5 protein-coding genes and 1 pseudogene are annotated in these 6,807 nt (G+C 31.5%); 3 read left to right on the top strand and 3 right to left on the bottom strand.

Features of this window, described 5'->3' with window-relative positions; translation table 11 throughout:
* A partial coding sequence (locus AB8B90_RS04070; protein ID WP_405333906.1) for a CPBP family intramembrane glutamic endopeptidase occupies window positions 1-704 on the top strand: 704 nt, incomplete at its 5' end.
* Between the two features lie 516 nt (window positions 705-1,220).
* On the opposite strand, the gene AB8B90_RS04065 is transcribed toward AB8B90_RS04070, so the two are convergent.
* Both AB8B90_RS04065 and AB8B90_RS04060 read right to left on the bottom strand, forming a co-directional pair.
* Window positions 1,221-1,640 (bottom strand): thiol-disulfide oxidoreductase DCC family protein, encoded by a 420-nt coding sequence (locus AB8B90_RS04065; protein WP_405333904.1) that lies wholly within the window; start codon window positions 1,638-1,640, stop codon window positions 1,221-1,223.
* Window positions 1,641-1,663: 23 nt separating this feature from the next.
* Window positions 1,664-3,478, bottom strand: a complete 1,815-nt coding sequence (locus AB8B90_RS04060) for a hypothetical protein (RefSeq protein WP_405333902.1) — start codon at window positions 3,476-3,478, stop codon at window positions 1,664-1,666.
* Window positions 3,479-3,849: 371 nt separating this feature from the next.
* On the opposite strand from AB8B90_RS04060, the gene AB8B90_RS04055 reads away from it, so the two are divergent.
* Together AB8B90_RS04055 and AB8B90_RS04050 are read left to right on the top strand one after the other, a co-directional pair.
* Window positions 3,850-4,788 carry a hypothetical protein gene (locus tag AB8B90_RS04055; RefSeq protein WP_405333900.1) on the top strand — a complete coding sequence of 313 codons (939 nt, stop codon included), beginning with the start codon at window positions 3,850-3,852 and terminating at the stop codon, window positions 4,786-4,788.
* A gap of 25 nt (window positions 4,789-4,813) precedes the next feature.
* On the top strand, window positions 4,814-6,370 hold the full coding sequence (locus AB8B90_RS04050; RefSeq protein ID WP_405333897.1) for a thiol-activated cytolysin family protein: 1,557 nt from the start codon (window positions 4,814-4,816) through the stop codon (window positions 6,368-6,370).
* Between the two features lie 2 nt (window positions 6,371-6,372).
* On the opposite strand, the pseudogene AB8B90_RS04045 reads toward AB8B90_RS04050, so the two are convergent.
* A pseudogene (locus tag AB8B90_RS04045) lies at window positions 6,373-6,807 on the bottom strand (DNA mismatch repair protein MutS); the annotation flags it as partial.

Genomic DNA, 6,807 nt, shown 5'->3' with positions numbered 1-6,807 from the left:
TGGTGAGCTTTCTTTATCTCATGAGCCAGTTATTAATGGTGTTTTTATTTTACTATCAAGATTATATAAATACGTTCTTTGATGTTGCTTATAGTTATGTCGAAGAAGAATTATTAGAAACTCAATTATTTACAGCCAATACTGTATTAGTTTATTCTCTACTCTTATTTGTTTCAATTTTTATGTTTTTGAATAAGAATCGTTTGAGGTTTGTGTTTCATACTAATCTTAGATATTTAAGGGTTTTTGTATTGAGTATATTATTTATAATTGGAAATATCATTATTCTAAAAGCTCTTAAAACTGTGATTCCAATTGATGATGGTTTAAGTGTCATTCAATCTTTTAATATGAAACCAGAAATGAATGCGCTCTTGCATGAGTATGGTTTCGGGATTTCTGTAGTTACTGTAGCTGTGTTGGTTCCGTTTTATGAAGAAGTTATTTTCAGAGGTATCATTTTATCATCTACAGAGAAGCACTTAGGATTCAAATGGGCAAATGTTATTCAGGCCTTATTATTCGGATTGGTTCATTACAATCTAGGTCTATTTGTATTCTATTTTATATTTGGTTTGATTACTGGATATGCTGTTAAACGTACAAACGGATTGCTAACAGGTATAGTCTTCCATGCTGTCAACAATTTCTTTGCGTTGCTTTCTATTTATATGCTTACGCGATATTTACCTTCATTTCAATAAAAAAAGCCTTAAAGCGCAACTATCTTTTTCAAAGGTTATTTTGAAACTTAACATGTGTTAGACATGCACATGGTAAGAACTCGAGTCGTTCCCAACTAACAGAAGTAGGGCTCAAACTGATAGTTTTGCTTTAAGGCTCTGTACAATTATTACATTAAGATAGGACATACTTTCAGTGATACATATTCAAATTGAGTTAAACCTAATTTTGATTGAGTCAACTCCAATTATTAATTAGTAAAGTCTATTTTAACTTAAAATGGAAGTGCTTTTTTTAATCGTGCAACTCATAGATGATTTTTACACTTCTATTTTTTTTATCAATTTTTTTATGCTTTCTGTCGATAAAATAGCTTGATTGTAAGAGTGTTGCGTATGTTTACAGTATCAAAATAATGTGCTATTAATCATTAAACATATTAGATAATCCCTCAAATGTTAATGATGATTTTTTAGAGTTAAATTAGTTTTAATTAGTTGTTAGTTATTAAAGTCCTTTTGAAGAAAAGGACTTTTTTATTTTAAAAACTTTGATGTTAACTCTGGAGTTGGAATCATACAAGCATCTTTTTTTCCGTACCACTTGTATCTATTCCTTGCCACAAAATCATAAACCCAATTTCTTAAAAACGTAGGAACGATAAAAAAAACAGACATTAGGTGTCTTGGAAACCCTAAACGTTTAGCAATATGCAAAGCTGCAGTAGATTTTATAGATAATCCCTTTTCTTCAGAATACAATAGAATTGAATCTGTCTTAGACGTATCTAAGCTAAATTTAGAAATGATTTGTTTACCAGCTTCACTTTGCAAAGGCGCAAACATGAATTGATTCTTTTTATCATGTTTAATCACGTATAAAACTGAAGTATTACAAAGATTGCATACGCCATCAAAAAGAATAAGTTGTTTATGTTTAGGTAAATCTTGAATCACAATGCAAAAATACGTGATAGATTTTATAACGTATTTAAAAATTGCGTTAAATCGTCTTCTTTATCAAGTTGTAATTTTTTCTTAAGCCTATATTTAGACTTTAAAACACTATCAGGCAAAACATTGAGCATGGTAGCTATTTCTTTTGTAGATAAGTTCATTCTTAAAAAAGACGCTAATCGAATCTCTTTTTCTGTGATATCCTTGGAAATAGCTCTAATTTTATGATCAAAATTATTATGTACTTCAGTGAAGTATGATTTAAATACCTCCCAATCTTTATCTTCAGCACTTTCTTTTTTTAACAGCATCACTAAACGTCTGAATTCAACTTTAAATAGTTCAGGAGATTTTTTTATTTTTTCTAAATTCTCTTTTAGTTCTTGAATAAATGTACTTTTCTGAACAAGATGCAAAGTCTGAGAAGCCAATTCTTTCTTTTTAAAGGCGATTTCTTGTTTGTAAATTTTCTCTTGTTTTTCGCGTTCTATTTTGTTCTTTTTGATGCGCTGTTTAAATCCGAAATAGAATAGGCCAGCGATTGCTATAAACGAGAACATTCCAATTCCATATAAGGTTTTTTGAGTTTTGCTTAATGAAACATCTTTTTCCAATAATACAATCTGAGCTTCTTTTTTTTCGGTTTCATGTCGCTCACGCATATTGGTAATTTCTTTTTCTTTTTCTATGGTAAAAATGGAATCCTTAGTTGAGATGTATTCTTTATAAACATAAACTGCGTCTGAAGCCTTATTGTTTAAAGTTAAAACTTCAGCATGCAATTTTAATGTATTTAAATACGCATCTGAAACACCACGTTCTTTTTCATCTTCATAAACAATTAATGTTTGTGGTAATGCCAACTGGTGTTGATTAGTTTTTAAATAAGCTTGAGCTAAAAATTTTCTATTCAGGTTTTCTAAAATTTTGTTATCCACTCGTATAGATTCCTTGAGACAGTCTTCGAACACCCTGATTGAAGTTTCAAAATCTCCATTTTGAAAATGAGCTCTAGCTAAATGCGTTCGACTGTAAAGAACACTACTGGGTTCACTTTCTTGAAATATATCAATAGCAATTGGAAGTTTTTCAAGAGATAATTTATGTTTTCCTATATCATTAGCAACAATAGATAAATTAACCAAACTTGCGGCATACATCCTTTCATCATCAGCTTTTAGAAATCCTTTAGCGGCTTCTTCATAATTAGAAATGGCTAACTCATCATCTTTATTAGAACTATAGGCGTTTGCAAGTGTGAAAAGCAAACCACTTTCTCGATGAATATCGTTACTTGCTTTAACGAAAACGCGCGTATCTAGTAACATTTCAATTGATTTTTTAACATTACCCAATCTTTTATAAGAACTAGCTAGTCGAATCCTACTAATAGCAATTTCACTGCTATCATTTGCGTATTCTGCCCAATAAATTGCAGTTTCATAAATTGGAATCAGACTATCTATTTTACCTGTCCTCGAAAAGGCATAACCTAGTTCTCTTAATAATCTATTCGTTACTAACGGATGATTTTTACCATTTAATTTAAGTCCGCGTTTAGCATAATCGATATGGTCTTCACTACTTCCTGCGAAATCCAAAGCATTGCATATTTCAAAATAAGTTTGGGCTAGAATAGAATCGTTTTGAATTTCCTTAGAGATATTTAATGCTTTTTCAAAAAATGAGTTACAATCAGTTTGTTGCTCTTTTAAACATGTGAATCCATTATCTATTAATGCTCTTTGCTCATTTGGTAACGTGTAAATCGGATCTTGAGCATGTAAGGAAACATTTGTAAAGGCAATACAAAAAATAACAATCAAATGATGTTTCATAATGTTGAATTTATAGTTACTAAGATAATTAATTATGAGTATAAATAATATGATGAGTCTAGGCTCCAATTTGCTGAGTCTAGAGTTTGTCCATGAAATAACCATCACAAAAAACACATAAAACACTGATTATAAATTAATTAAAATCATTATTTTGAATTTATAGCACATATGAATATATGCAATTTATGGTGTCTTGTCCATACTTTGTCCATGTCAAAAAATAGTTTTTTTAGTAGGTCAACTCTACATTTGATTCGTCATTTCTAAATGATGACATAAATATTTTGTGGTGTCTTGCGCTGGATTGGCTGCAGACTTTTCCAGTTGTAAGTCGCTACAAAAATTAAAACCACAAAATTTTTATAATAATGAAAACACAATTTATTTATCAATTATGCTTTGTCATCTGCTTTGCACTTTTAGTGTCGTGTAGTTCGGAAGATGATGGCAATTCAAACGACCCTTCAGACAATTTAATTACAATTAACATTGCTGAATATCCTTCAAGTGGTGATTTAATAACTACGATAAATTCTGGTTTAGAAGGAAATCTTAATTATTCAATAACATTTGAGACATCCTCTCAAGCTGCTATTTTAAATGGAAATGAATTACGAGTAGGAGATTGGTTGGCTTTCGACTATGAAACCAACGAAAATCTATTCGTAACTGTTGACGTCAGTAATGGTGAATCATTTGAAACAATTGAGTATAAGCTTGATATTACAGATGTTGATGATATCTGGGCATTTTTAAATGGAAATACGAGAACTGCTTATGAAGATGCTTCACCAGGTGAATGGGTTTGGATTACTGAAAACGATTACAATAATCTGTTTAATTATCTGGCAGAAACATCTAAAAGTGGTGCTTCAGATAATCAATTATTTAATAATAATTCTGTACAACAGGTGCAAGGCGGTAAGACTTTTGCTAATACCAATCAAAATAGCATGCCAGAAGATCATTACTTCTTTGCATTTAAATATTATTCTTGGTCTAGCAATGCCACAAGTAATCGTGTTAAATTATCAGAAACATCGACAGAATCTTCATTTTCAAGTATTGGTGAAATATTGCCTGAGCACGATGATGGTTTTAATCATTTTGTTTTAAAAGGCGTAAACACAAAAACTATGTCTGAAGCCTACTTAGGGTTATATGTATCATTAAAAATTGGGGCTAAAGATGATAACGCTAGTAGCTATAATCATGGCGAAGGAAACACCGCTACTTTAGATGATAATGTTTTGGGTAAGGTATTACTTCAACAGGGCTTGAGTACCTCTTTAAAGCAATGGGATTAATTATTTTCAATTAAACAATAAAATCATGAAAACAATAAAACAATATACAGTAAAATTTAATTTAAAATTCTGCCTTTTATTTGCCTTTGCATTGGTTGCATTAAATTGTAGCAAACCAGACGAGGAAGACACAGAAGACGAGAACCCATTTGCTGCCAGTATAAACGAATATTTGCTAGGACTTGGTTATGATGGAAATATACTTTTAGATGTTAAAGATACAGGAGGATTGCCAAGTTCAAGGGATCCAATTTCAGAAACAAACGAATTTTCAGATCCGGTAAATGGTCAAACCTCTTATTGTGGTATCGTAAATTACTCATTAGATTCAAACTTTGATGATGTTGCCATTTTAAGGCCAAATATTGATGCCATCTATCCTGGAGCTTTAGTTTCTGCAAACAACAACATGTTAGAGGGTGTTCCAGATCCATTATCTATAGAAAAAGGTGCATACAATCTTAGAATAAATTTGCCAGGAATTGGACAAAATGGTGTATTAAACATTCAAAACCCTTCTAAATCTGTTGTTGATACAAAAATTGATAACGCCTTACAATGGTGGTATGTCAACGCAGGAGATAATGAAGTCCCTGCAAATTCGGTTTACAGTTCTGCAAACTTATATTCTTCGATGCAATTAAGTAGAGATATTGGTTTAAATTTATCTTGGGCTGATAATAACGTTGCAGCACAGTTGGATTTTACTAGTAATACAGAGCGAAGAGTAGCTACCATGTCATTTAAGCAGGTTTTCTTTTCGGTAACCATGGATACACCTGCATCACCTGCAGCTATGTTAGGAAACAATTTAACCTTAGACGATGTGAGAGCTAGAATTACTGATGCTGTACCAGCAGCTTATGTAAGTTCTGTTTCGTATGGAAAAATATTAGTCTTGAGAATGGAAACTGAATACTCTGAAGAAACATCAGACATTGATCTTAGTGCAGTACTAGATTACAGTGTCAATGTAAATGCCACGTATGATGAAGAAAAGGAATCTGTTATTGCATCCTCAACATTTAAATTATTATCTATAGGAGGAAATGCCGAAGTAGGTGTTAGTCCAATTAGTAGTTCAGATTTCACTTCTGGTCCTGGAGGATTTATTGACGCAATCACTGGATCTAATGCTTTATGGAGTGCAAATAATCCTGGAGTTCCAAATGCATATACTATGCGATTTTTACGAGATAAAAAAAAAAAAAAAATGGGATATAATACAACCTATACAGTTGAACAATGTGATCCGAGTGTGAACTTTGTACATGAAGATGTCAATGTTACCAATAATTCATATCATGATACACGCTTTTACTTTAAATATAAACCATCAGGAGGAAATTTTTATTTGATTGGTCCTAAATATGAATTAAACCAAGGTTCTTCCACTACAAAATCGCCACCAAATGGTGCTTATGACGTAGAAATTGTTTTCGAAAGTCAGATTGGTTGGTTTGGTGATTGGGAAGAAATAGGAGACTGCGATATAGGACATGTTACATATGAACGCTCATACCAATTTACTGGAGGAGATATTAATGATCATGGTTCTGTACCTGGTTGTGGTACAGATTAAAATCATTTTTTAGCCTCAACCAATTCTAACAAATCTAAATTAACATTAGTTGTGAAAATGCCATAGTTTACTATGGCTTTTCCTTTTTCGATAGTGTCAATAGAACCAATAGCTTTACCATCAAACATGCGTACGCGATCACCAACTTTTAAAATTGGTTTAGGTTTTTCAATAGGCTTTGCTTTTGCTTTTTCAGACTTTTTCTTTTGTCTAATGACAGCAACTTTCTTTTCAGCTTCTTGTTTGACTTGAGTTTCTTTTGCTTTTTCTACACGTTTTTGTTTTGCAGATACTTTTTTGCGTTTAGAATTTTCGATCTGAACCATTTTAAATAATTCAGCCATTAATTCACGTTTTTTCTGATTGTCAAAATACTTTTCAGAAATATCATTAAATTTTTGTCCGAGATAAATCAGTCTCTGATTACTGTCATATAA

This window comes from Psychroserpens sp. (genome assembly GCF_045105015.1).
Lineage (GTDB): Bacteria > Bacteroidota > Bacteroidia > Flavobacteriales > Flavobacteriaceae > Psychroserpens.
Note: the sequence above shows the minus strand (reverse complement) of the source record. Positions and strands in the feature narration are given on the sequence as shown.

Coding starts and splice junctions, on each gene's coding strand:
- AB8B90_RS04060 (WP_405333902.1), bottom strand. CDS start 3,478: ATGAAACATCATTTGATTGTTATTTTTTGTATTGCCTTTACAAATGTT.
- AB8B90_RS04055 (WP_405333900.1), top strand. CDS start 3,850: ATGAAAACACAATTTATTTATCAATTATGCTTTGTCATCTGCTTTGCA.
- AB8B90_RS04050 (WP_405333897.1), top strand. CDS start 4,814: ATGAAAACAATAAAACAATATACAGTAAAATTTAATTTAAAATTCTGC.